The 22,946-nt window shown below is 59.1% G+C and carries 20 protein-coding genes; 15 read left to right on the top strand and 5 right to left on the bottom strand.

From position 1 onward, the window contains the following. Positions 1-62: 62 nt before the first annotated feature. Together ACIQ36_RS05380 and ACIQ36_RS05375 are read left to right on the top strand one after the other, a co-directional pair. A complete protein-coding gene (locus ACIQ36_RS05380) occupies positions 63-653 on the top strand; it encodes a GNAT family N-acetyltransferase (protein ID WP_395826648.1) in 591 nt (196 codons plus the stop codon). Between the two features lie 85 nt (positions 654-738). Then, positions 739-1,425, top strand: a complete 687-nt coding sequence (locus ACIQ36_RS05375; protein ID WP_395826646.1) for a glutathione binding-like protein — start codon at positions 739-741, stop codon at positions 1,423-1,425. On the opposite strand, the gene ACIQ36_RS05370 is transcribed toward ACIQ36_RS05375, so the two are convergent. Together ACIQ36_RS05370 and ACIQ36_RS05365 are read right to left on the bottom strand one after the other, a co-directional pair. Continuing rightward, positions 1,422-2,036, bottom strand: a complete 615-nt coding sequence (locus tag ACIQ36_RS05370; RefSeq protein WP_395826644.1) for a pyridoxamine 5'-phosphate oxidase family protein — start codon at positions 2,034-2,036, stop codon at positions 1,422-1,424. The genes ACIQ36_RS05375 and ACIQ36_RS05370 overlap by 4 nt on opposite strands. Positions 2,037-2,053: 17 nt before the next feature. Further along, positions 2,054-2,599 carry a carboxymuconolactone decarboxylase family protein gene (locus ACIQ36_RS05365; protein ID WP_395826643.1) on the bottom strand — a complete coding sequence of 182 codons (546 nt, stop codon included), beginning with the start codon at positions 2,597-2,599 and terminating at the stop codon, positions 2,054-2,056. Positions 2,600-2,721: 122 nt separating this feature from the next. On the opposite strand from ACIQ36_RS05365, the gene ACIQ36_RS05360 reads away from it, so the two are divergent. The 7 genes from ACIQ36_RS05360 (at position 2,722) to ACIQ36_RS05330 (ending at position 10,761) form a co-directional block, all read left to right on the top strand. Then, positions 2,722-3,621, top strand: coding sequence for a LysR family transcriptional regulator (locus ACIQ36_RS05360; RefSeq protein ID WP_395826641.1), 900 nt, complete (start codon positions 2,722-2,724; stop codon positions 3,619-3,621). A gap of 95 nt (positions 3,622-3,716) precedes the next feature. Next, positions 3,717-5,132 (top strand): FAD-binding oxidoreductase, encoded by a 1,416-nt coding sequence (locus ACIQ36_RS05355; protein ID WP_395826639.1) that lies wholly within the window; start codon positions 3,717-3,719, stop codon positions 5,130-5,132. Between the two features lie 379 nt (positions 5,133-5,511). Further along, entirely contained in the window at positions 5,512-6,426 is a 915-nt protein-coding gene (livH, locus tag ACIQ36_RS05350) for a high-affinity branched-chain amino acid ABC transporter permease LivH (RefSeq protein ID WP_045774660.1), read from the top strand. A gap of 3 nt (positions 6,427-6,429) precedes the next feature. Next, positions 6,430-7,719 carry a high-affinity branched-chain amino acid ABC transporter permease LivM gene (livM, locus tag ACIQ36_RS05345; protein WP_395826637.1) on the top strand — a complete coding sequence of 430 codons (1,290 nt, stop codon included), beginning with the start codon at positions 6,430-6,432 and terminating at the stop codon, positions 7,717-7,719. 5 nt (positions 7,720-7,724) lie between these two features. After that, positions 7,725-8,606 (top strand): ABC transporter ATP-binding protein, encoded by an 882-nt coding sequence (locus ACIQ36_RS05340; RefSeq protein ID WP_395826635.1) that lies wholly within the window; start codon positions 7,725-7,727, stop codon positions 8,604-8,606. A gap of 11 nt (positions 8,607-8,617) precedes the next feature. Continuing rightward, entirely contained in the window at positions 8,618-9,337 is a 720-nt protein-coding gene (locus ACIQ36_RS05335; RefSeq protein ID WP_395826666.1) for an ABC transporter ATP-binding protein, read from the top strand. A 200-nt stretch (positions 9,338-9,537) separates the two neighbouring features. Next, positions 9,538-10,761 (top strand): hypothetical protein, encoded by a 1,224-nt coding sequence (locus ACIQ36_RS05330; protein ID WP_395826633.1) that lies wholly within the window; start codon positions 9,538-9,540, stop codon positions 10,759-10,761. Positions 10,762-10,796: 35 nt separating this feature from the next. On the opposite strand, the gene ACIQ36_RS05325 is transcribed toward ACIQ36_RS05330, so the two are convergent. Continuing rightward, positions 10,797-11,252 carry an Lrp/AsnC ligand binding domain-containing protein gene (locus tag ACIQ36_RS05325; protein WP_395826631.1) on the bottom strand — a complete coding sequence of 152 codons (456 nt, stop codon included), beginning with the start codon at positions 11,250-11,252 and terminating at the stop codon, positions 10,797-10,799. A 182-nt stretch (positions 11,253-11,434) separates the two neighbouring features. Between ACIQ36_RS05325 and putA the strand changes: the two genes are divergently transcribed. Then, the gene (putA, locus tag ACIQ36_RS05320) at positions 11,435-14,584 is read left to right on the top strand and encodes a bifunctional proline dehydrogenase/L-glutamate gamma-semialdehyde dehydrogenase PutA (protein ID WP_395826629.1); all 3,150 of its coding nucleotides are present in this window, start codon (positions 11,435-11,437) and stop codon (positions 14,582-14,584) included. 19 nt (positions 14,585-14,603) lie between these two features. Here the strand turns inward: putA and ACIQ36_RS05315 are convergent, their stop codons facing one another. Continuing rightward, positions 14,604-15,224 carry a hypothetical protein gene (locus tag ACIQ36_RS05315; RefSeq protein ID WP_395826627.1) on the bottom strand — a complete coding sequence of 207 codons (621 nt, stop codon included), beginning with the start codon at positions 15,222-15,224 and terminating at the stop codon, positions 14,604-14,606. A gap of 118 nt (positions 15,225-15,342) precedes the next feature. Further along, positions 15,343-16,677 (bottom strand): HdeD family acid-resistance protein, encoded by a 1,335-nt coding sequence (locus tag ACIQ36_RS05310; RefSeq protein ID WP_395826625.1) that lies wholly within the window; start codon positions 16,675-16,677, stop codon positions 15,343-15,345. A gap of 192 nt (positions 16,678-16,869) precedes the next feature. Here ACIQ36_RS05310 and ACIQ36_RS05305 point away from each other — a divergent pair, with 192 nt between their 5' ends. The 5 genes from ACIQ36_RS05305 to ACIQ36_RS05285 all read left to right on the top strand — a co-directional run. Beyond that, positions 16,870-17,547, top strand: a complete 678-nt coding sequence (locus ACIQ36_RS05305) for a winged helix-turn-helix domain-containing protein (protein ID WP_395826623.1) — start codon at positions 16,870-16,872, stop codon at positions 17,545-17,547. 11 nt (positions 17,548-17,558) lie between these two features. Continuing rightward, positions 17,559-18,971, top strand: coding sequence for an ATP-binding protein (locus tag ACIQ36_RS05300; RefSeq protein ID WP_395826621.1), 1,413 nt, complete (start codon positions 17,559-17,561; stop codon positions 18,969-18,971). A 33-nt stretch (positions 18,972-19,004) separates the two neighbouring features. Then, complete coding sequence (locus ACIQ36_RS05295; protein ID WP_395826619.1) at positions 19,005-20,732, top strand: matrixin family metalloprotease; 1,728 nt, start codon at positions 19,005-19,007, stop codon at positions 20,730-20,732. A 296-nt stretch (positions 20,733-21,028) separates the two neighbouring features. After that, positions 21,029-21,847: an ABC transporter ATP-binding protein gene (locus ACIQ36_RS05290; RefSeq protein ID WP_395826617.1), complete on the top strand. Its 819-nt coding sequence runs from the start codon at positions 21,029-21,031 to the stop codon at positions 21,845-21,847. An 11-nt stretch (positions 21,848-21,858) separates the two neighbouring features. Then, a partial coding sequence (locus ACIQ36_RS05285; protein WP_395826615.1) for an AMP-binding protein occupies positions 21,859-22,946 on the top strand: 1,088 nt, incomplete at its 3' end.

The following is a 22,946-nucleotide window of genomic DNA, read 5'->3' as shown; positions in this document are numbered from 1 at the left end:
GAAAACGATCCGTAACCGGACCTATGCAATCCTGCCTTTCGGGGCAGGGCGAGGAGGGTAATATGGGTCATTTCCGCAAACTCGGACCAACCGATGCCTCGGCCATGGCGGCGCATTTGTGTCGTTTGCCCGCGTCGGATCGGCGCTTGCGCTTTCACAGCACGGTCAGTTCCGAGTGGATCGAAAAGCGCTATGCCGGGCTTGATTGGACGCGCACGGTGGCGGTCGGCGTCTTTGACGCGGCAACCTTGCGCGGTTTTGTCGAACTTGCCTTCGACACGCCCTTGCCCTCACCCGAAGCGCGGGCCGAACTCGCGATTTCCATCGAGCCGGAGTTTCAACGGGCTGGCCTGGGGCGCGAGCTTGCGGCGCGGGCGGTAACGATTGCGCGCAATCGCGGCGCGCAACGCCTCACTATGCTCTGCCTGCCCGAAAACCTGCCGATGCGCCGGATCGCCAAGCGCCTCATGGGCGTAATGCATCAGGAAGATGGCACGGTCGAAGCCGATCTCGATCTAACGGCGGCAACCCCGCTGTCCTACTGGCTCGAAGCGGTGCAGGATACGGCGGACGCGGTCTCGGGCGGGCTAGAATTTTGGCCCCGGATCCTGCGCCCCGCTGCACCGCCGCAACCGGCGGAGCAAGGCGCCTAAATCCGCTGCAACCCCTTGTGTTTCATCCCGGCGCACGCCACCTTTGGAACGGTGTTAACCGAACTCTTTAGGGGCGTGCTTCGCGATGATCGATCTCTATTATTGGCCCACGCCGAACGGCCATAAAATCACTCTGTTTCTCGAAGAAGCCGGGCTTGAGTACCAGATTAAGCCGATCAATATCGGCAAGGGCGATCAGTTCGACCCGGAATTTCTGAAGATCGGCCCGAATAACCGCATGCCGGTGATTGTCGACCACGCCCCGGCGGATGGCGGTGCGCCGGTTTCGGTGTTCGAATCGGGCGCGATTCTGCTCTATCTCGCCGAGAAGACCGGGAAGTTCCTGCCCAAAGACCTGCGTGGGCGCGTCGCCGTTACCGAATGGCTGTTCTGGCAAATGGGCGGCCTCGGGCCGATGGCAGGCCAAAATCACCACTTCAGCCAATATGCGCCGGAAAAGAATCCCTACGCCATCGACCGCTACGTGAAGGAAACCAACCGGCTCTACGGCGTGCTCAACAAGCGCCTGGAAGGCCGCGACTTTATCGTTGGCGACTATTCGATTGCCGATATGGCCGCCTACCCCTGGATCGTGCCCTACGAGCGCCAGGGCCAGAACCTCGATGATTTTCCCAATCTGAAGCGCTGGTTCACGGCGATTGAAGCGCGTCCGGCGACCGTGACCGCTTATGAAAAGGGCAAGGCGATCAACCCGCCCGCGCCGATGACCGACGAGCAGAAGAAGATTCTGTTCGGCCAGACCGCGCGCTAAACCCGCGCCGCTTTCAAGGCCTCGACCTCCGCTTCCAGGGCTGCGATGCGCTGGTCGCGGAGGGTGAGGGCTTGCGCCACATCCGCCGCCTCGAACCGTTGCGGAATATGCTGCGGACAGTTGATATCCCAGGCCGCGACCTTAATGACAAAAGCGCGCTCGGGCTGGCCGTCGGCCTCGGGGGACTGTAAGGCCGCGATAAGCGCCGGATCATTCTCGATGACCTTAGCCGTGCCCCAGAGTTTGATGCGACGGCGGTGGGTATAGTCCATGAAGAACAGATGGACCTTGGGGTTTTCGCCCAAGTTCCCCCAGGAAATATATTGCCGGTTGCCCGCATAGTCGGCGAAGCCCAGGCGGTGATCGTCCAAGACTTTCAAAAAGCCGGGCGGCCCGCCGCGATGTTGGATATAGGGCTGCCCCTCGCCGTTCACCGTCGCGAGATAGAAGCTGCGCTGAGCGGCAAGAAACATGACCAGATCCGGCATGATTCCGGTGCGAAAGCCGCCCTGGGCCTCCATCCGGGCATAGGCGCGGCGCGAACCCAGCCGCGTTTGCAGGGCTTTCACCCTGGGGGTAAAGGCGATATCGCTGCTGGGCGACTGGGTCATGGCGCATTGCTTTCCGGTTAAGCGGTGGCGCTGACGGCGGGGAAATCGACGTCGGTTTGAGCGACGTTATTCACCGAGTTCGTCAGAACATTGAGGGCCACGGCACCAATGATTTCGAGAATTTCGGCTTCGCTGTAACCCGCTGCTTTCACCGCCTCAAGGCTCGCGGAGTCGACCCGGCCACGCTGCTCTGTAACGGCAACCGCGAAATGCACGGCGGCGTCGGCCTTGGCATCGGTGGAGCCGCCCCGGCGGTTGGCGGCAATCTCGGCGGCATCGAGTTTGGCGACATGCGCGCCAATATAGCTATGGGCGGCGAGGCAATAGTCGCAGCCGTTCACCTGGGCGACGGCAAGGGCGATGCGCTCGCGGGTTTTACCATCCAACAGTCCCCCGCTGAGGGCCTGGCTGAAACCGAGGTAGGCGTTCAGCAAGGCCGGACTTTGGGCAACCAAGCGGAACAGGTTCGGTACACTGCCGAGTTGCTTTTGAACGGCGTGCAAACCGGGTTGGCTTGCGGCGGGAGCGGCGTCGATCGTGGCAGGAATGGTCAGGCGGGACATGGCGCTTCTCCGGTCTAAGGTGGCAGCAGGCATTGCTGCCGTGAACAGAGACTGCACCTTGAGGTGTTTTGCGATAATATGGCGGTTATCCAACAGACTATTGCGTTATGGGGAATAATACGATGGATCGGCTTCAGGCGATGAGCGTCTTTGTAGCGGTGGCCGATCTGCACGGGTTTGCCCCGGCGGCCCGCAAGCTTGGGTTGACGCCGTCCGCTGTGACGCGCTTGGTTTCGGCGCTCGAGGAGCATCTTGGCCTGCGGCTTTTTCAACGCACCACGCGGGCGGTAGCGCTGACCGATGCGGGCGCGCGCTTTCTGGTACGGGCGCGGCGGGTTCTGGCCGATCTTGAGGAGGCTGAAGCCCAAGCCCGCGAGGAGTTGCAGCGCCCAACCGGGCGTTTGTCTGTCGCGGCGTCAACCTTGTTCGGGCGCTTGCACGTTGCCCCGCTGATGGCGGCCTATCTGGCCACCTATCCGCAGGTCACGGGGGAACTTCTGCTCTCCGACCGCAACGCCGCGCTGATCGATGAGGGGATCGACCTTGCGGTGCGGATTGGCGAATTGCAGGATTCGAGCTTGGTTGCGCGCCGGGTTGGTGCCGTGCGCCGCATTTGCGTGGCATCGCCGTCCTATCTTGAGACGATGGGCGTGCCGGCGGCGTTGGACGATCTGGCGCGGCATCGGCTCATCCGCTTTGTCCTCACGCCCGGCCCGCACGAATGGAGCTTTTGGGAGCGGGGGAGCGAGCGTCGCCTACCCATCGAGCCGCGCTACAGTACCAATAGCACCGATGCGGCCCTCGCCTATGCCGAACAGGGGGGCGGCATTACCCGCGTGCTCTCCTACCAAGCCTGGGACGCGATCCATGCCGGGCGGTTGCGCCTGGTGCTCACAGAGTTCGAGCCGCCCCCCTTACCGGTGCAATTTGTCTACCCCTCTGCCCGGTTTTTGCCCTTGAAGGTTCGGGCGTTTATCGAGCTTGCGGCGGCGCGGGTGGACTGGCGTTTTACCGATCTCTGATCTGCTTTGCGTCCACGGCGGGGCTGCTCCTCCGTATCGTCGCTTGTGATGTTTTGGCCCCGGTTCTAGCGTTCATCGCAAAGGGGAGAATTGTCATGGCGACACTCGTTGCAGCACAAAAATCGCGCGTTTCGGGGTCGGCGCTGGCGGCAGCGCTGGACGAACTTCGGCATCTGTTGGGGGATGCGCGGGTGAGTACGGTCCTGGCCGTGCGCGAGCATCACGGGCGGGATGAATCCTGGCACCCGACGATGGCCCCCGACGCGGTGATTTTCGCCGAAACCACCGAAGAAGTGGCGGCAGCGGTTACGATTTGCGCGGCCTATGGCATTCCCGTCATCCCCTATGGCACCGGCACGTCGCTGGAAGGCCATGTGGCGGCGCTGGAAGGCGGCGTTACGATTGATCTGTCGCGCATGAATAATATCGTCCGCGTCAGCCCGGAGGATCTCGATTGCACCGTGCAGGCGGGGGTGACGCGCAAGCAGTTGAACGAGTATTTGCGCGATACTGGCCTATTCTTCCCCATCGATCCGGGGGCCGATGCCTCCTTGGGCGGTATGGCGGCAACGCGCGCGAGCGGCACCAATGCCGTGCGCTACGGCACGATGCGCGAGAATGTGCTGGGGCTTACCGTTGTCCTCTCCGATGGCCGCACGATTAAAACCGGTGGGCGGGCACGCAAATCGTCGGCGGGCTACGATCTCACCCGGCTTTTCGTCGGTTCCGAAGGCACGCTCGGGATTATGACCGAGGTTACGCTGAAGCTTTACGGTATTCCGGAGGCGATTTCGGCGGCGGTTTGCACCTTCAGCAGCCTTGAGGGCGCGGTCGATACCGTCATTCAAACCATTCAATCCAGCATTCCGATGGCGCGGATCGAGTTGCTCGACGATGCGCAGATGGACGCGATCAACCGTTACTCGAAACTCGATTACCCGGTCGCGCCGACGCTATTCTTCGAGTTCCACGGAACGGAAGCCTCCGTGAAGGAACAGGCTGAACAGGTCCGCGCTATTGCCGAGGAGCAGGGCGGTGGCGGTTTCCAATGGGCGACGACCCAGGAAGATCGAACCCGCCTGTGGAATGCCCGCCATATGGCCTATTACGCTGCCCTCGCTCTGCGCCCCGGCGCGCGCGGGCTCACCTCGGACGTCTGCGTTCCGATCAGCGAGCTTGCCCGCTGCATCACCGAGACCAAGGATGATTTGGCGAAGAGCAGTTTGCAGGGCACCCTTGTCGGCCATGTCGGCGATGGCAATTTCCATATGCTCTATCTGATCGACCCGGAAAACCCGGCGGAATTGGCGGAAGCCGAAGCACTGCACGAACGCCTGGTTCACCGGGCGATTGCCTGCGGCGGCACCTGCACCGGCGAGCATGGCATCGGCTACGGTAAAATTCCGTTCCTGCAAGCCGAACATGGGGCGGCGGTTTCGGTGATGCGGCAACTGAAGCGCGCGCTCGATCCCAGCAATATCCTCAATCCGGGAAAAATCGTTCGGATGTAACAACGGTTGCGTGTCCGCCCCAGCGTGATTGGCGTCGGGCGGATGCGTGCGCCCCTTCCCGACCCATTGTCCCGAAACTGTAATTTTTTTCTAATTTCGGCATTAAGTTATTCCGAAAAAAACAAGAAACAAAAACTCCGACCCTTGAAGCCATGATTTTGCCAGAATCAGCTTGACCTGCCTTGGAAACTCGGGATTTTAAGCCTCAAGGCTTCGCCACAGGGACTGGTCCAAACCAAAAAATTCGGCCAGGGCGTAGACTGAGGAACGGGTTGAACAGGGCGGTTGGTTCGACGCAAGTTGGCCGCCGCTCATAGGGCTTCATCGCTGCGGCACTCTCGATTTCCGGGAGCGGGCTCGGCTGAGTGTGGGGGCTGGCTTGGAATATTTCCTACAACAGATGATCAATGGGCTCACGCTTGGGTCCATTTATGGGTTGATCGCCATCGGCTATACGATGGTCTACGGCATCATCGGCATGATCAACTTCGCCCACGGCGAGGTTTACATGATCGGCTCGTTTATTGCCGTGATCGCGTTCACGCTGCTCGCGGCGGCAGGCATTTCGGCGGTTCCGCTGGGCCTTGTGGCGGTGCTGCTGGCGGCGGTGTTCTTCACCGCCGTATACGGCTGGGCGATTGAGCGGGTGGCCTACCGGCCCTTGCGCGGCGCGCCTAAGATTGCGCCGCTGATCTCGGCCATCGGGATGTCGATCTTCTTGCAAAACTATGTGCAGTTGGCGCAAGGGGCGCGGGTGAAGCCGATTCCCCCGGTGGTGCGTGGCAGCTTCGAGCTGCTGCACCTTGATGGGTTCACGGTACGCCTGACCTATATCCAGATCTTCATCATCCTCACCACGGTGCTGCTGATGATCGGGTTCACCTACCTCATCACCCGTACGTCGTTCGGGCGCCAACAGCGTTCTTGCGAGCAGGACCGCACGATGGCGTCGCTTCTCGGGGTGAATGTGGATCGGACGATCTCGCTCACCTTCGTCATTGGGGCTGCCTTGGCGGCGGTCGCAGGCGTGATGGTGACGATGTATTACGGCGTGGTCGATTTCTATATCGGCTTCCTCGCTGGGATGAAGGCGTTTACGGCGGCAGTGCTCGGCGGCATCGGCTCGCTTCCGGGCGCGATGCTCGGCGGCCTGCTGATCGGGCTGATCGAAGCGCTGTTTTCGGCCTATTTCTCGATCGAATATAAGGATGTTGCGTCCTTCTCGATCCTGATCCTGGTGCTGATGTTCATGCCGTCTGGCCTGCTGGGCCGTCCCGAAATCGAGAAGGTCTAAGCCATGACACAGGTTTCGATGGGGATGGCGGCGCGTCCCGCCCTCGACTTCCCGGCGTTGATTAAGGATGCGGCGCTGACGGCGTTCGTGGTCTTCTTCCTCGCCTTTCCCATGATCGGGCTGCAAACCTACGACCAGGGCGGCTCCTTGGCCGTGCGTGGGCGCTGGGATTTGCTGGCTTATGCCGTGCTGGCCGGTTTCATCGGCCGGTTGCTGTTCAAGATCACGCTGGCCTTTATGCCCGCGAAGGCGAACAAGGAGCCATCGGCAGAAGCGCTGACCCGGCAACGGCAAATCGCCACGGTGATCCGCTGGGCGCTGCTCGGCTTTGCGCTCGCTCTGCCGTTCTTGCCATTTTCCGACCGCTCCTGGTTGGATCGCGGCATCAACGTGCTGATTTACGTGATGCTCGGGTGGGGCCTCAATATCGTCGTGGGTCTCGCTGGCCTGCTCGACCTTGGCTATGTGGCCTTCTACGCGGTCGGTGCCTACAGCTACGCGCTGCTGTCGCTGAACTTCGGCCTGGATTTCTGGGTTTGCCTTCCGCTCGCAGGGCTGTTTGCCGCTGCCTTCGGTGTTTTGCTCGGCGCGCCGACCCTGCGTTTGCGCGGCGATTACCTCGCCATCGTGACGCTGGGGTTCGGGGAAATCATCCGCGTCGTGCTGCTCAACTGGGGCTCGCTCTCGGGCGGCCCGAACGGCATCGCCTCGATCCCGCGCATGGATTTCTTCGGTATTGCCCCCTTCGGCAATCGTGAAGGCGCCTTCCATACGCTGTTTGGGCTCGAATATGAGCGCACGCACCAGATCATCTTCACCTATTTCGTCATTCTCGCCCTCGCGCTGATGACGAACTGGATGGTCAACCGGTTGCGCAAACTCCCCATCGGTCGCGCTTGGGAAGCCCTGCGCGAAGATGAAATCGCTTGTAAATCCTTGGGCATGAACCCGACCAATACCAAGCTGACGGCTTTTGCCATCGGCGCGATGTTGGGCGGGTTTGCGGGCAGCTTCTTTGCGGCTAAGCAAGGCTTCATCAACCCTGAAAGCTTCACCTTTATGGAAAGCGCCACCATTCTCGCCATTGTGGTTTTGGGCGGGATGGGCAGTCAGATCGGCGTTGTCTTCGCCGCCCTCTTCCTGGTGCTGTTGCCGGAAGTGACGCGCGATTTCGAACAGAGCCGCATGCTGCTGTTCGGGGCAGCGATGATCCTCATCATGGTGTGGCGTCCCAAGGGGGTTGTTTCCCACCGCGAGCCGACACTGCGGCTGAACCCGGAAAAGGGAGCCTGATCCCCATGTCTCAGAACTCCATGACCAAGTATGATGACAGCGCCGTTAAGGATCCGTTGCTCCAGGTCGATGGCCTCACCATGCGCTTCGGCGGTCTCGTCGCTATCGACAATTTGTCGCTGGTGGCGGGTAAGGGGCAGATCACCGCAATCATCGGCCCGAACGGCGCCGGGAAAACCACCCTGTTCAACTGCCTGACCGGCTTTTATAAGCCGTCTGAAGGTAATTTGAGCTTCTTCCACCCGGACAAGACCTTGCAGCTTCAAAAGCTGGATAATCACAAGGTCGCGCAGGTGGCGGGCGTGGTGCGGACGTTCCAGAATATCCGCCTCTTCCCAAAGATGACGGTGCTGGAAAACCTGATCGTCGCCCAGCATAACGCGCTGATGAAAGCCTCGGGTTATACCTTCCTTGGGCTCTTCAACCTCGGCGGTTATGCCCAGGCGGAAAAAGCGGCGGTGGAAAAGGCCAAATATTGGCTGGACCTGATCGGCCTCACCCACCGCGCCGATGAAGAAGCTGGAAACCTGCCGTATGGGGCGCAACGCCGGGTGGAAATCGCCCGCGCCATGTGCGTCGGCCCGCGTATGCTCTGTCTCGACGAGCCGGCGGCAGGCCTGAACCCTACCGAATCGCTGGAGCTGAACACTCTGCTGTTCCGCATCCGCGACGAAGAGAAGATCGGCATTTTGCTAATCGAGCACGATATGAGCGTGGTCATGAAGGTCTCAGACCGCATTTACGTGTTGGATCACGGTAAGCGCATCGCGGCGGGCACGCCCGACGAAATTCGCAACGACCCCATCGTCATCAAAGCCTACCTAGGTGAAGACGAAGACGCCGAACTGCCACCCGAGATCGCCGCCGATCTCGCAACTCACGGGTGACGCCGATGCCGATGCTGGAACTTCAAGGGATCCACACCTATTACGGCCATATTCAAGCCCTCAAGGGCGTGGATGTGACGGTGGAACAGGGCGAAATCGTCACCCTCATCGGGGCGAACGGTGCGGGCAAATCGACGCTGCTGATGACCATTTGCGGCAATCCGCGCGCGACGCGCGGCAAGGTGATTTTCGAGGGCAAGGAGATTACCCGCGCCCCGATTACCACCATCGTTCGCCAAGGCGTGCAGCAGGTGCCGGAAGGGCGGCGGATTTTCTCGCGCATGACCGTGCTCGAAAATCTGCAAATGGGCGCCACGCTGGGTGATCCTGCTCACTATAAGAGCGATCTGGACCGCATGTTCGGGATGTTCCCCATTCTCGAAAAGCGGCAGGCGCAGCGCGCTGGTACGCTTTCGGGCGGGGAGCAGCAGATGCTCGCCATCTGCCGCGCGCTGATGAGCCGCCCGCGCCTCCTCATGTTAGACGAGCCCTCGCTGGGGCTGGCACCGCTGATCGTGAAGCAGATCTTCAAGACCATTCAGGACCTGAACCGCGAGAACGGCACGACGATCCTGCTGGTGGAGCAGAACGCTTTCCACGCGCTGAAGGTAGCCCACCGGGCCTATGTGCTGCAAAACGGCGAAATCCGCTTGCAGGGTAGCGGGCAGGAATTGCTGTCGAACCCGGAAGTGCGGGCGCTCTATCTCGAAGGTGGGCACCACGCGGCGTAAGTTGGCCTGCCTCTGACGTAAGAAAAGCCGGACCCTGCAAGGGGTCCGGCTTTTCATTTTAATGATTTTTAACGCATAGAGAAAATTTTAACGACATACAGGGTATTACTGCCGTTGTCGGCGTATGGCGCTCTGCTATGCTATACGCCGAGCCACAGAAACGTGGATTGAGTGCGAGGGTTCTCCAGAAAGGGGAATTCATGGTCCAGACGGTTACACTCAGCGCGTCTATGCGCACGAACTTGCGAGTTCTCCAAAAGGCGCAAGATGCGCTTTCAACCACCCATGTGCGCATCAGTACGGGGCGGAAGGTCGATACTGTTACCGACGATGTTGCGACCTATTTTCAGATAAAATCACTCGATGACCGCGTTTCAGGTTTTGAGAAGCGGCGCGAGCAAATCGATCAGTCGGTTACGACCGTATCCGCCGCGATTGCCGCGACAAGTGCCATTGATAGCCTGCTTAAACAGCTCAAAGGTATTCTTATTTCGGCAAAGACCGCGACTGCAACCGAGCGCACAACATTAAGCGTGCAATATAATTCGGTGAAATCGCAAATCGATTATATTGCCACTGACGCGACGTATCAGGGGCTTTCGCTCGTCAATAACTCTTTTGCCCGTTTAACGACACAATTTTCGGAGCGTTCATCCAGCCGATTGGATGTAACAGCGAGCCGTCTCACCACCTACGCAACCTCGGCGGCGGCAGTTTTTGGGACGGTAACGAATGCATCCATCGCCTCCCTCGTAACCCTTACGGCCCCCAACGTCGGAATTTATTATGTGGCACGCGCGGGCAGTATAGGGGCGAATTTCTCAACCACGGCGGTCGTTAAATACGCTTTTGGAAATTCGGTCGGGGCGGCCGTGCCAACCGCGCTTATTGACGCCGGTACATTTGTCGCTTCGAACGTCGTTGATCCTTATTATATTTCAGTTGGGTCAACGCGCGGGCTTTATACGAATGTCTATACTGATACATCTGGTTTGAATATTTTCTTTGCGTCTCAAATCTACCTTTATATTTCGTCCGATTTAACGGAGTCGGCAGCAATTCAAACGGTCTCGACGGGAGGGACGCTTTGGTCGGCTGCGGCTTTTGCGCCGGATACCGGGCGTGGGTACGAGTATTTTAATCAGGCGCTGGACCATGTGGCGGTAGGGGTTGATGCTGCTATTAGCCAAAATCGCTCCTTTGCAGGGAACCTTGCCGTCAGCGTGGCGGTTTTGCAGGCGCGGCTAACCTTCACAAAAGACTATATGGACGCGCAGACGGGCGGGGCGCGGGCGCTGGCATTGGCGGATGTGCAAGAAGAGGGGGCCAATCTTGTGGCCCTTCAGACTAAACTTCAGTTGGTCACGCGCGGTCTTGCTTTTGGGGCCGAGGCTGAGCGTTCAATATTACGGATTTTCAGCTAGCGCCGTATCTCCTTAAAAAATTAGATATCCAGCTTTTAAATCCCGAACCCGACCTGCGCCTTGACTTCTTCCATCACCGCGTAGGTATGGGTTTCCCGCACCGATGGCAGGCTGACCAGGGCATCGCCTAGGAAGCGCCGATATTCGGCCATGTCCTTCACCCGCGCTTTCAACAGGTAATCAAACCCGCCTGCCACCATATGGCATTCCAGCACTTCCGGCATGAGGCGCACGGCGGTGGCAAAATTGCTGAAAGCGTCTTGGGTGGTGCGGTCGAGCAGAACTTGCACGAAGACCAGCAGCCCCCGGTCAAATTTTTCGGGGTCGAGCAGGGCGGCGAACCCCCGAATATACCCATCCCGGCGCAGGCGCTTCACCCGGTCGAAGCAGGCCGCAGGGGAGAGGTTGATGACGCGCGCCAGTTCGGCATTCGACAGGCGGCCATCTTGCTGTAAAGCCCGGCAGATTTTGAGATCAAGATCGTCGAGCATTGGCGCTTCTTTCCACTATGCCGAAGAATAAATGGTTATAAACTTTATACACCATTCATTCTTCGGATCTATCGATAAAATTCCGGACGGAACTGGGATGAAAACTATGATATTCCGAACAATCATATGAACATCCTTCGGGCAGTGCCAATGCAGGCGCAGCCCCAGCTTCGGAGCCCCGCATGTATCCTTCTGCGTCCGCCCTGCCGCCGCCCGTCCAACAGTTGCGCACTGCGATTGCGCCCTATTACCGCGCTGACGAAGCGACGGTAATCGCCGAGCGGACGGAGCAAGCCAAGCTCGACCCGATTCTGTCGGAGCGGGTGCGGACGCGCGCGACGCAGTTGATTGCGGGTATGCGCCTGAAGATGGAAAACGGCGGGCGGATCGAGCAGTTCTTGCAGGAATATCAGCTTTCCACCCGCGAGGGCGTCACGCTGATGTGCCTCGCCGAAGCCCTGTTACGCATTCCTGATACTGAAACGGCGGACGCCCTGATCCGCGACAAGCTGGGCGGTGCCGATTGGGAAGCCCATCTGGGCAAGTCCGATTCGGTGCTGGTGAATGCCTCCACTTGGGCGCTGATGCTGACGGGCCGGGTGGTGAACCTCGATAAGCCGGTTGTTCAGAAAAGCGGGCTCGTGTCGGACCTGCTGGGCAAGCTGGTGGCGCGCTCGGGCGAGCCGGTGATTCGCGCCGCCATTCGCACGGCGATGAAGATTCTCGGCAAGCAGTTCGTGATGGGCCGCACCATCGACGAAGCCCTGGAGCGCGCAATTCCGGCGGAAAAGGAAGGCTACCGCCATTCCTACGATATGCTCGGCGAATCGGCCCGAACCCGCGCCGATGCCGAACGCTATTTTGCGGCCTATGAGAGCGCCATTCGCTCCATCGGGAAAGCTGTCGCTGGCCGGCCCATGATTGATGCGCCGAATATCTCCGTAAAGCTCTCGGCCCTGCACCCGCGCTATGAGGTGGCCCAGGCGGATCAAGTGATGCGCGATCTGGTTCCGGCGCTGCTGAAACTCTGCCAGACGGCAAAAGAGGTCGGCATTGGCCTGATGGTCGATGCGGAGGAATCCGAGCGGCTGGAAACTTCGCTGGATATTTTCACGGAGATCTCCGGGCATCCAAGCCTGAAGGGCTGGGACGGCTTGGGCCTTGCGGTGCAGGCCTATCAAAAGCGCGCGCTTCCGGCGCTTCAGTATCTCGACGCGATGGCGGCGACCCACGGGCGCAAGCTGCTGGTGCGGCTGGTCAAGGGCGCTTACTGGGATAGCGAAGTAAAACGCGCCCAGGAACGCGGCCTGCCGGGCTATGCGGTGTTCACCCGCAAGGCGGGGACGGACGTAAGCTATATCGCCTGCGCCAAGTTTATGCTGGCCTCGAAGAATTTCTACCCGGCCTTTGCCACTCATAACGCCATGACGCTGGCCGCTATTTTGGAGCTTGCGGGCAATCGCAGTGATTTCGAGTTCCAGCGCCTGCACGGCATGGGCGAGGCGCTGTATCAAGGGGTAGTCGGCCCCAAGGCGCTGAACCGGCCTTGCCGCGTCTATGCGCCGGTCGGCAGCCACGAAGATTTGCTGGCCTATCTGGTGCGGCGTTTGCTGGAAAACGGGGCCAATACCTCTTTCGTCAATCAGGTCGCCAAGGCGGGCGCGCCGATTGAAAGCCTCACGCAAGATCCGGTGGCCTATATGAGCGCGCTGTCTGAAAAAGCCCATCCGCGCATTCCGCTGCCCGCCAACCTCTATGGGCCGGAGCGTTTGAACTCCAACGGCATCGACCTGTCCGATCCGCTGCAAACCGACCCGCTGATGGACGATCTGGCGCGGGAATGGCAGAAGGCGACCTTCGCGCGGCCGCTGGTTGGCGGCAATGATGGTAAGGGAGCGGAAGTACCGGTTCTCGATCCCGCCAATCACAACCGCTCGCCCGGCACCGTGGTGGAAGCAACGCCGCAGGATGCGCGGGAAGCGATCACCCTGGCGCTCGCGGCTCAGCATGATTGGTCCAACCTTGGGGCCGAAGCGCGGGCGGAATGCCTGCTGAAGGCGGCGGACGCGATGGAAAGCCAGCGCACCCGCCTGCTGGCCCTGCTCATCCGCGAAGCCGGGAAGACCCTGCCGGACGCGATTGCCGAAGTGCGCGAAGCCATCGACTTCTGCCGCTATTATGCGCTGCTGGCCCGGCGGGAGTTTCTGCCGGAGCCCTTGCCCGGCCCCACGGGGGAAATCAATCAACTCAGCCTGCATGGGCGCGGCGTGTTCGTTTGCATTAGCCCCTGGAATTTCCCGCTGGCGATTTTCATGGGCCAAGTTGCCGCGGCCCTCGTGGCCGGGAACAGCGTGATTGCCAAACCCGCGCCGCAAACGCCGCTCATCGCCTATGAGGCGGTCAAGCTGCTGCACGCGGCGGGGGTTCCGGGCGATGTGCTGCATCTGCTCCCTGGCGGCCCCGCCGTCGGTGAGGCGCTCGTGACCGACCCGCGCATCGGCGGCGTCGCCTTCACCGGCTCGACCGATACCGCCCGGCGCATCAACCGCCATCTTGCCGCCAAAGACGCCGCGATTGTGCCGCTGATCGCCGAAACCGGCGGGCAGAACGCCCTGATCGCCGATAGCTCCAGCCTGCCGGAACAGGTGGTGCAGGATGTCATCATCTCGGCGTTCCAGTCGGCGGGGCAGCGCTGCTCGGCCTGCCGCATCCTTTTCGTTCAGTCGGATGTTGCCGATAAGGTGCTGAAGATGCTGGCGGGCGCGGCGTCCGACCTTATTCTGGGCGACCCCGGCAAGCTGGTGACGGATATCGGCCCGGTTATCGATGGGGCGGCGCGCGACCGGCTGAAGGCCCATAGCCAACTCATCGGCCAGATCGGCACGCGCCATTTCCAGGCACCGCTTGGCAAAGGAACGGAAAACGGCACCTTCTACCCGCCGGAAATCGTCGAGATCGATAGTCTGGGCCGTCTTGACCGTGAGGTTTTCGGGCCGATCCTGCACGTGATCCGCTGGGATGCCAGCAACCTCGACAAGGTCGTCGATGCGATCAACGAGACCGGCTATGGGCTCACCTTGGGTGTCCATTCGCGTATCGATGAAACCGTGAAGCGCGTTATCTCCCGCGCCCGGGTGGGCAATATCTACGTCAACCGCTCGATGATCGGCGCGGTCGTCGGCGTCCAACCCTTCGGCGGCGAGGGGCTGTCGGGCACCGGGCCGAAGGCGGGCGGGCCGCGTTACCTCACGCGCTTTGCGGCGGAGCGGACGGTTTCGATTGATACCACCTCGGCGGGGGGGAATGCTTCGCTCATGTCGATGGAGGAATAGGCGCTTGAGAGTGCTGGTTTTAACCAGCACTCTCCTCGTTTGGAGAACAGTCTTTCTCTATCTTCCATCTTTTCCTATAAATATCTCCCATTATAGATTTATATTCAGCCTGAATGTGTATGTTTCCTTCAGAGAAAATTTTAAGAAAAGAAGCTCTGCAGTATTGTTCGGGGCTTTCGTTGTTTTTATTATATGCTACGGAAAGTAAATCCGCTTCTGCAGAATTTGATTTTATTTCATTTCCATCATAATTTGAAACAGCTATTCTAAGGCATTTTTTATTTTCCTCTGGTTTAAACAAAGAGCTACCTATCGCATCTTTTATATTTTCGATGGATTCTTCATACGCGCGTACTGTTATTTTAACTGATAGAGCCGGCCCATTGCCAATATTACTATAAAATAAGCCAAATCTTTCGCCAGAAGTTAAGATTGAAGATATAGATATAATCGGCTTGGTCGAGTATCGCAAAGAATTTTCGGATATCAAAGCACTTTTATATGTAAAATATATAGCTGCACAGGCTGATATAGCTGCAACTGCGGAAAAAAAAGAAGATAATACTGTTAGAATTTCCAAGAATTTTTTAAATTTATTAATAACTGTATCTCTTATTGTGAGAATTTTTTTGTGTATCATTTTAACTCTCTCAACAATCGCGCATTATTACATATATTATTTAAAATGTAGCAAAATATTGAAAATATGTCAATTTATCGCTAATGGGCTTATTTGTAAGATACAGAAAATATATAAGTCATTCCCCCTTCCGCCCGAACGTGCGGGCGCTCAGGCGGGCGCGGTAGATGAACCATTTGAGGCGCGTCACCCAGGGCATTTTCGTCGGTTGCAGCACGCGGCCTAGGGCTCGCGCGTAATCGTGGAACAGGCCGGGCGTCCAGGTCATTGCGGTGGCCCGATTGCGGGCGAGGACCGCCCCCCACAGGTCGGGGTCGAGCAGCAGGCCAAGCAGCCGAAGCCAGGGGCGTTTTCCGGCAAGAACGCCTTCGAGCGCCGCATCCAGCCCGGCAGCGGCAATCACCGAGCAGTTCCGGTTGGTCAGGTGATAGGTTGAATCCTGGCTATACCCCAACCAGAAGGCCAGCAGGCGGCGGTAACTGTAGCGGGGAAACTCTAGTTTCACGTCTGCCGCGCACCACCAGTCAACATCCCCCTCGTAGCTGGCGTGGAACTCCCCTTTTTGAGTCGTGTCGGCGAGCTTTTGCAGCGAACTCAGCTTGTTCATAGTATCCGGAATCGCCAATTCCTCGCTGGGGTAATGGCTGATGTAGAGATCGGGCTTTACCTCCAGCGCCGAATGGCCGGTGGCATAGCTGCCGTCCTTATCGACGGCGGCAAGGTAGCGGTCCATCAGGAGGGTCCGTTCCGGGTCGGTGGCGACCCCGACGGGCGTCCAGACGTAGACCGTTAGCGGTGGGCGGTTTTGATCCTCGGGATCATCGTCGCCCACCAAAATCGGCGCGTGGGCATACCAGCCGCGCCCGGCGAAATAGGGCAGGTTCAGGATGGAAAATTCCGGCGGCAGCGTGCGGAACGACAGGCCGAACTCCAGCAAAAACCGCCCGAAGAGCGCCAGCATCAGCCCGGTGGCGAGCAGAATCGCGGTTTCATAGGAGAATGGCCAGCCGAGCGCGATCATCGGCGCGGCGAGAATTTCGATCACCCCGATCAGCATCACGATGCGCCAACCGGGAAACAGGATAACGATGGTCGAGGTGATGCGGAACGCGCCATCGACGATAAGGGCGATCCCCAAGGCTACCGCCAGCGCTACGGGCGTCCAGAAGGCGGAGAGTAAAACCAAGGCCCCCATCAACGCCAAACCGCCGGACTTCAGGAAAGCCCGCAACGGGCTGCGGTTCTGCGCCGTCGCGCCGCCTAAGGCAACGAGCAGCCCGTTGCTGAGGAAAATGCTCCCCAGGAGGACGTGGGCGATCAGCAGCGCATGGCTGGGCGGGCCGAACGCAACGAAGAGCCCGAGGAGAATAAGGGCAACCCCCAACCCGGCAACAATGTACCATTTCCCACGAAACGCCTTGGCCCCGATGAGGATGAACGCAAGCTGAAACATTGAAAACTCTTATTAAATTTCTCTTAACGGGCGGGACTATGGCGCACCAAACGCCGCGTGACCAGGGGCGCAATACGCGCAGCGGGGCGTCGCGCCGCGCTTGGGCAGATGTCTAACCAAAATTTAACGAGCCCCTGCCGCCGCATCGCCGTATCTGATAGAAGGAGTATCGAGTTAGGAGTTTGCCGGTCCATGCGCATTCTGGTCATCGAAGACGATGTCGATACCGCCGCCTATATGGTGAAGGGGCTCAAGGAGAGCGGCTATATCGTCGATCATGCCGCCGATGGCAAAGACGGGCTGTTTCACGGCATGAGCGGCAGCTACGATGTGCTGATCGTGGATCGCATGTTGCCGGGGCTCGACGGGCTTTCAATCATCCAAGCGTTGCGGGCGGCAGGAAATAAAACCCCCGTGCTGATTCTCTCGGCGCTCTCGGCGGTCGATGACCGGGTGCGCGGCCTGCGGGCGGGCGGCGACGATTATCTGACCAAGCCTTACGCTTTTTCCGAACTGGTCGCGCGCATCGAAGTGCTGCTGCGGCGCGGCGCGGGCGAGGCGGTCATGACAAAGCTGCGCGTGGCCGATTTGGAAATGGATCTTCTCTCGCGTCTCGTTACGCGCGGCGGTCAGGAAGTCGACCTGCAACCGCGCGAGTTCACGCTACTCGAATATCTCATGCGCAATGCCGGGCATGTGGTGACGCGCACCATGCTGCTAGAGCATGTGTGGGATTATCACTTCGACCCGCAGACCAATGTGATCGACGTGCATATTTCCCGCCTTCGGCAAAAGATCGATAAGAACTTCCCGAAATCGCTGCTGCAAACCATTCGCGGTGCGGGTTACTGCCTGCGCGCGCCGGAATAAGCGCCTTCGATATGATGAAGCTGTTGCGCCATTGGACCGTGCGGGTTGTGGCGGTCTATGCGTCGCTGTTCGTCGTGTCGGTGCTCACGCTGCTGGGGTTCGTTTACGGCGTCACCATAGGGCTTATCGACCGGCAGTTGAACGATACCATCGTCACCGAAATCTCCAGCCTGTCCGACGGCTACCGCGAGCACGGGCTGAATGGCTTGATAGAACAGATCAACGAGCGCATTGCGGCGGACCGGGTGGGGTCGGGTATCTATTTGCTCACCGATGGGGATTTTACCCGGGTTGCCGGAAATCTCCCGGCTTGGCCTTCGGACGCCGAGCGGGAAGGGCGCTGGGCAACGTTCCGCCTGCCGATGGCGGGGAGCGAGGAGGAACAGCAAACGCTGGATGCGGTGCGGGCGCGCGCCATGTCCTTCCTACTCACCGAAGGCTATCATCTGCTCGTCGGTCGCACGCTGGTCGAGCGCGAAAGTTTCGAGAAGCTGATTTTCCAGGCGCTGCTGTGGGCGATGGCGGCGGCGGCGTTTCTGGCGCTGGTCGGCGGCGTAGTGATGGGGCGCGATATGCGCCGCCGCTTGGAAGGGATCAACCGCACCACCCGGCAGATTATTCTGGGGGACTTGCAGCAGCGCGTGCCGGTTTCGGGCAGCGGCGATGAGTTCGACGGGCTGGCGAAGAACCTCAACGCCATGCTGACGCAGATCGATCAGCTCATGCGCGCGGGCCGCGAGGTGACGGATAATATCGCCCACGATCTGCGCTCGCCGCTCACCCGCCTCAAAACGCGGTTGGAAGTGACACTGATGAGCCGTGACCCGCCGCAGATGCAAGGCGCGCTTGAGAAGACCGTCTCTGAACTCGATAACGTGCTGCACACGTTTAACGCGATTCTGTCGATCTCCCAGGCCGAAGCCGGGGCGGGGCGGCAGGAAATGACCGATCTCGATTTAGCCGATCTCGTTACCGATATTGCCGATCTCTATCAGGCGGTGGCCGAGGATAAGGCCATTGCGCTAAGTATCGAGCGCAGCCAGCCGACGCGCCTGCGCGGCAATCGGCACTTGCTGTTCCAGGCCTTGGCCAATCTCGTTGATAATGCGATCAAATATTCCCCAAGCGGCGGGCGGGTGACGCTCGCGGTCGCCCCGCAGCGCGATGGCGGCTCGGTTGTTGTGGCCGATACCGGGCCGGGCATTCCGACCGAAGAGCGCGAGCATGTGCTGCACCGCTTTGTCCGCCTGGAGCAAAGCCGGACGACACCCGGCAATGGCTTGGGGCTCAGCCTCGTTTCCGCAGTGGCGGGTCTCCACAATGGCTCCTTAATTTTAGGCGACAATCACCCAGGGTTGCGGGCAGAATTGATTTTAGGGCTACCCGCGCAGGAAACTGCACCTAAATTCGTATCTGGTCCGTAACCCTAGGGTTCGCGTTAAACAGGAGACAAGAGCATGGCGCAGCCGGTAATCCCCACGTTGACCGCATCGGATCAAGCGCTGGCTGTCTCGACGCTTGTCGATGATAGTTTGGGGCGCTGGAACGCAACCAGCGTTAAGGGGGCTGCGGTAACAGTGCAGTATAGTTTTGGCGCGTCGGTGCCGACCTATGCATCGCGCTTTACCGATACCGCCGCAGCATTGACGACGTTTCAGCCCTTGACCGAAACCATGAAAGCTCAAACGCGGGATGCGCTGGCGGCATGGTCAGCGGTCGCCAATATCACTTTCGTTGAGGTCAGTGACTCGAGCAGCGTTGGCATGCGCTTCTTTACGCAGTCGGACGCAAGTGCGAGTTTTGCGGGCTTCGCTTGGGGGGCCGGGTCGGGCTCGCAGATCGGTGCGAATCAGAATGGCGACGTTTGGATCAACCGCGCGCAGACCGATACGGGCTATAACCCGCTGCTGCTCATGCACGAAATCGGCCATACGCTGGGCCTAAAGCATCCGCATGAAAGCCCTGTTTTGGCGGATGCGAAGGACAGTATTCAAACGACGGTTATGTCGTACGACCAGGAGTATAATTACGATATTAAGGTGACGGCGACGCGCACGGCCACGGGCGTAAACTGGTCGTCCGAATATGTTCGTTTGGAGACGAATGGTCAGGCGCATCTCGGGATATTCGATGTTGCGGCCGTTCAGGCGCTCTATGGGGCCAAAACGAATTCGGTAAACGATACGTATCGCTTCTCAACCGACCCTTTTACCAAGATGATCTATGATGGCGGCGGGTCGGATATTATCGATCTGTCCAATCAACTCTATGGTTCGGTGCTGGATCTTACGCCGGGAACGTTCAGTTCGATCGGCAAGCAAACGCTCGCCCAGGCGATTGATCGGGAAATTAACGAGCTTTCGACCGACGTGCGCGCCTTTTACACACAAGATAATTTGGTGAAATGGTATACGGATCGGCAGGAATATTTATACTTAGGTCAGAACAATCTCAGCATTGCCTATGGAACGATCATAGAATCTGTAACCGGTTCGGCTAAAGATGATATTATTACGGGTAATAGTGCTAATAATTTCATTCAAGGTGGCGCGGGTAATGATACCTTGAGTGGCGGCGCGGGGACCGATACGGCGTTTTTCAGCGGGGCCTACGCGAATTACCGGTTTGCGGTCGCTAATGGCACCATCACTGTGTCGGGCACCGATGGGCGCGATACGCTGACGGGTTTCGAGACGTTGCAGTTCGGCGATGGTCGCACTGTCGATGCCAGCAGCGTGACGACCACGATCCTGTCGTCCCCCGTGTATCGATTCTATAATACTGTCACGGGCACGCATCTTTATACGATGAGTACGTCCGAACGCGACACAATCCAATCAAACCTACCGCAATATTCCTTTGATGGTATTGCGTTTAGTGCTTACGAGGTGGGCGCTGGGGACACTGCTTCCGTCTATCGCTTTTTCAATAGCAATACTGGAACGCATTTCTATACGGCCAGCAGCACCGAGCGCGATGCCGTGGCGAAACTGTCGGGCTTTGCGTATGAGGGCGTGGCCTATATTGCCGGTAACACGTCGGCGGGCGGCCTTGACCCGCTGTACCGCTTCTACAACAGCAATACGGGTAGCCATTTCTATACGGCCAGCGAGACCGAACGGGCGGCAGTGGCTAAGCTTGTCGGCTTTGTCGATGAGGGGATCGCCTATTACGTCGACGCGTAAGGCGTGCATTTTTACACAAGGGATGTGCAAGAAAAAAGCCATTGAGGGGGCATTACGCCCTTAATGGCTTTTCGGCCCTAGCGCGGCAGGGCAGCTTTCTTGCGCGTTTACGCCTGTTATTGACAGTTGAAACTTAACGCTTACGTCATGTTTTTGCGCTGCAAAAGCGCGGATATGAGGGAATTCCCCCACACGAATCACCTTGACACTTTACGGGTGCGGATAACACTCTATGTCAGGAACCGGGGTATAAGCGCAGCAAAATTACAATGCGCGGCCCTGAAATGGGGGGAAACGTGACGGAACCGTTGCTGAACGTAGCGGGCGTGTCGCTGCGCTTCGGGGGCATTCGTGCCCTAACCGATGTGAGCTTCACTGTCCGCAAGGGTGAGATTTTTTCGATCATCGGGCCTAATGGCGCGGGTAAAACCTCGATGCTGAACTGCATCTCGGGGCGCTACACGCCGTCCGAGGGAACGGTTAGCTTCAAGGGGCGCGATGTGACGGCGCTGAAGCCGAACAAGCGCGCCGATTTGGGCATTGGCCGCACGTTCCAGAATCTTGCGCTTTTCGGCCATATGAGCGTGCTCGATAACATCATGGTCGGCCGCCACCATTTGCTGAAGAATAATTTCCTCACCGGGGCGCTTTATTGGCTCTCCGGCGCGCGGCGGGAAGAACTCTCCCATCGCCGCGATGTGGAAACCATTATCGATTTCTTGGAAATCCAGCACGTTCGCCGGGCGATGGCGGGCACGCTCTCCTATGGTTTACGCAAGCGCGTTGAACTTGCGCGCGCCATTGCCCTGAAGCCCGATCTGATTTTGCTCGATGAGCCGATGGCCGGGATGAACCTCGAAGAGAAGGAGGATATGGCCCGCTTTATCATCGATCTCAACGAAGAATGGGGCATGACCATTGTGATGATCGAGCATGATATGGGCGTGGTCATGGATATTTCGCACCGGGTGATGGTGCTCGATTTCGGCAAGAAAATCGCCGAAGGGCTGCCCGATGAGGTTCTGGCGAACGAGCATGTGCGCCGGGCTTACTTAGGCGAAGTGGATGATGTGCTGGTCGACGAGGGCGATACGCCCCCGGCGCAAGTCGCGTGAGGACGGGCACCATGAGCATCACTTTCGATCCGACCCTGGATACCTTCCCCAAACTGCTGGCCCATAACGGTAAAACCTACCCGGCTGAAACCGCGATGCGCGAAAAGCAGTTCGGCATTTGGGTGAGCTTCACTTGGGCTGAAGTGCTGGCGCGCACCCAAACGCTCACGCTTGGTTTGGCAACCCTCGGCGTTACAAAAAACAGCGTCGTCGGCCTGATTGGCGATAATCGCCCGGATTGGGTGATGGGCGAACTTGCGACCCACACCCTGGGCGGCATGAGCCTTGGCATCTACCGCGACGCGATGGAAGATGAGGTGGCCTACCTCATCACCTATGCCGATATCGACGTGATGCTGTGCGAGGACGAGGAGCAGATTGATAAGCTGCTATCGCTGGGCGACCGCATCCCCTCCGTCCGCCATATCGTCTATGCCGACCCGCGCGGCATGCGCAAATATGATGATCCGCGCTTGATTTCCTTAGAAGACGTGCTGGCACGCGGGGAAAAGGCGCTGGCGTCCGACCCCAACCGCTTTGATGCGCTGGTGGCGGCGACGGAAACGGAAGCGGTGGCGGTGCTCTGCACCACTTCCGGCACCACGTCCCACCCGAAGCTGGCCATGCTCACCGGCGGCTCGATGGTGCGGCACGCGCGCTCTTACCTGTCGGTCGATCCGAAAGGCCCACAGGATGATTACGTGTCGGTGCTGCCGCTGCCCTGGATCATGGAGCAGATGTACGCCGTGTCGAAATGGCTCGTCTGCCGCATGGTGGTGAATTTCGTCGAAGAGCCGGAAACCATGATGGCCGATATGCGCGAGATCGGCCCGACCTTCGCGTTGCTCGCGCCGCGCGTCTGGGAGAGCATCGCGGGCGACGTGCGCGCTAAGATTATGGATTCGAGCCGCCTCAAGCGGGTGATGTACGAGTTCGGCATGAAGCTCGGACAAAAGGCGCTTGAGGAAGGGCGGCGGTCGGCCTTGGCGGATTTCATCCTGTTCCGGGCCTTGCGCGACCGGCTAGGCTTCACCCGCCTGCGCTCGGCGGCAACGGGCGGGGCGGCCTTGGGGCCAGATACCTTCAAATTCTTCCAGGC

The sequence above is a fragment of the Elstera sp. genome, from assembly GCF_044372965.1.
In the GTDB taxonomy this organism is placed as follows: domain Bacteria; phylum Pseudomonadota; class Alphaproteobacteria; order Elsterales; family Elsteraceae; genus Elstera.
The sequence above is the reverse complement of the archived record's forward strand: the minus strand, read 5'-3'. Positions and strand labels throughout refer to the sequence as shown.

Coding starts and splice junctions, on each gene's coding strand:
- ACIQ36_RS05325 (WP_395826631.1), bottom strand. CDS start 11,252: ATGCTCGACGATCTTGATCTCAAAATCTGCCGGGCTTTACAGCAAGAT.
- ACIQ36_RS05360 (WP_395826641.1), top strand. CDS start 2,722: ATGGATCGGCTTCAGGCGATGAGCGTCTTTGTAGCGGTGGCCGATCTG.
- ACIQ36_RS05330 (WP_395826633.1), top strand. CDS start 9,538: ATGGTCCAGACGGTTACACTCAGCGCGTCTATGCGCACGAACTTGCGA.
- livM (WP_395826637.1), top strand. CDS start 6,430: ATGACACAGGTTTCGATGGGGATGGCGGCGCGTCCCGCCCTCGACTTC.
- ACIQ36_RS05335 (WP_395826666.1), top strand. CDS start 8,618: ATGCTGGAACTTCAAGGGATCCACACCTATTACGGCCATATTCAAGCC.
- ACIQ36_RS05375 (WP_395826646.1), top strand. CDS start 739: ATGATCGATCTCTATTATTGGCCCACGCCGAACGGCCATAAAATCACT.
- ACIQ36_RS05310 (WP_395826625.1), bottom strand. CDS start 16,677: ATGTTTCAGCTTGCGTTCATCCTCATCGGGGCCAAGGCGTTTCGTGGG.
- ACIQ36_RS05295 (WP_395826619.1), top strand. CDS start 19,005: ATGGCGCAGCCGGTAATCCCCACGTTGACCGCATCGGATCAAGCGCTG.
- ACIQ36_RS05340 (WP_395826635.1), top strand. CDS start 7,725: ATGTCTCAGAACTCCATGACCAAGTATGATGACAGCGCCGTTAAGGAT.
- ACIQ36_RS05305 (WP_395826623.1), top strand. CDS start 16,870: ATGCGCATTCTGGTCATCGAAGACGATGTCGATACCGCCGCCTATATG.
- ACIQ36_RS05315 (WP_395826627.1), bottom strand. CDS start 15,224: ATGATACACAAAAAAATTCTCACAATAAGAGATACAGTTATTAATAAA.
- ACIQ36_RS05355 (WP_395826639.1), top strand. CDS start 3,717: ATGGCGACACTCGTTGCAGCACAAAAATCGCGCGTTTCGGGGTCGGCG.
- ACIQ36_RS05380 (WP_395826648.1), top strand. CDS start 63: ATGGGTCATTTCCGCAAACTCGGACCAACCGATGCCTCGGCCATGGCG.
- ACIQ36_RS05365 (WP_395826643.1), bottom strand. CDS start 2,599: ATGTCCCGCCTGACCATTCCTGCCACGATCGACGCCGCTCCCGCCGCA.
- ACIQ36_RS05370 (WP_395826644.1), bottom strand. CDS start 2,036: ATGACCCAGTCGCCCAGCAGCGATATCGCCTTTACCCCCAGGGTGAAA.
- putA (WP_395826629.1), top strand. CDS start 11,435: ATGTATCCTTCTGCGTCCGCCCTGCCGCCGCCCGTCCAACAGTTGCGC.
- ACIQ36_RS05300 (WP_395826621.1), top strand. CDS start 17,559: ATGATGAAGCTGTTGCGCCATTGGACCGTGCGGGTTGTGGCGGTCTAT.